The following is an 872-nucleotide window of genomic DNA, read 5'->3' on the forward strand; positions in this document are numbered from 1 at the left end:
CACCTGTACGTTCTGCACAGTTTGCGAGATCAAAGGCGTAGAGGTGACCGTCTCCGTCGGCATAATCATACCGGGCCATCCTCTTGCTGAGCATTACCGGACGTTCCCCGCAATCTTCACACAGCTCCAGCGAGCGCTTGTCAGAATACACATGGCTCGCGAACCATGCGGAGACGGCAGCGCTCGCAGAGCAGTCCACGTAAAATGAGCGCCATCCATAGTGCTGCAGCAGCGCCTGCATAAAATCGAGCGAACGGGCCACCGGGCCGATGTAAGCTTCTAATGCGCTCTCGGCGTATCGGCTCCATTTCAGCATCTGACTTGGTATGCAGCCTTTTCGATCAAACGAAGTCACGACTGAGGGATTGCCGCCCTTCAAATAATGAGAGGTCTGCCCGCGAAATAGAACGCCGTAGCCCAAGCCTCTGACGACTTCGCGGAGCTCTTCTACGGTGGTAACCGCAATTTCTTCCATCTCGACACTTGCTCAGTTGGCAACTCGTGGTGTTGCAGAAAAGGAGTCACATAGTAATGAGTTTCAGACGCGCACGGGCGGCCAAGTCGCTGCCCTGCCAACCTCATTCATGTATAGATTAAGGACGGATAGCAACTTCGTTTTTTCATCTCGCCGACGCGCCGTGCCGGATTCGAGGTCGGTCCAGACAGCCACGCTGCTAGAGACGTCCGCCATTCCAGCCAAAGTAGCCATTCGATCGCAAGGATCGAATGACCGCTCTTGCGCAACGTACTGTTCTGATTGGCGAGCCGAACGGCAACTTCCCATCCATCTCGGCCATTGGCGGCAGTCAGGTGGTAGAGTTTGACCCTAGAACGCCAGCGGGTGAGACCGCCGTCGCCGGGCGGCGCTGGTC

Annotated in this window: 2 protein-coding genes; both read right to left on the reverse strand. The window is 56.4% G+C overall.

Features of this window, described 5'->3' with window-relative positions; translation table 11 throughout:
* Window positions 1-475, reverse strand: a 475-nt coding sequence (locus EN780_RS35585) for an FRG domain-containing protein (RefSeq protein ID WP_128276563.1), incomplete at its 3' end; no start/stop codon positions are given.
* Window positions 476-582: 107 nt separating this feature from the next.
* The coding region (locus EN780_RS39945) for a hypothetical protein (protein WP_210215097.1) at window positions 583-872 on the reverse strand (290 nt) is incomplete at its 5' end.

This window comes from Mesorhizobium sp. M4B.F.Ca.ET.089.01.1.1 (assembly GCF_004022605.1).
GTDB lineage: Bacteria > Pseudomonadota > Alphaproteobacteria > Rhizobiales > Rhizobiaceae > Mesorhizobium > Mesorhizobium abyssinicae.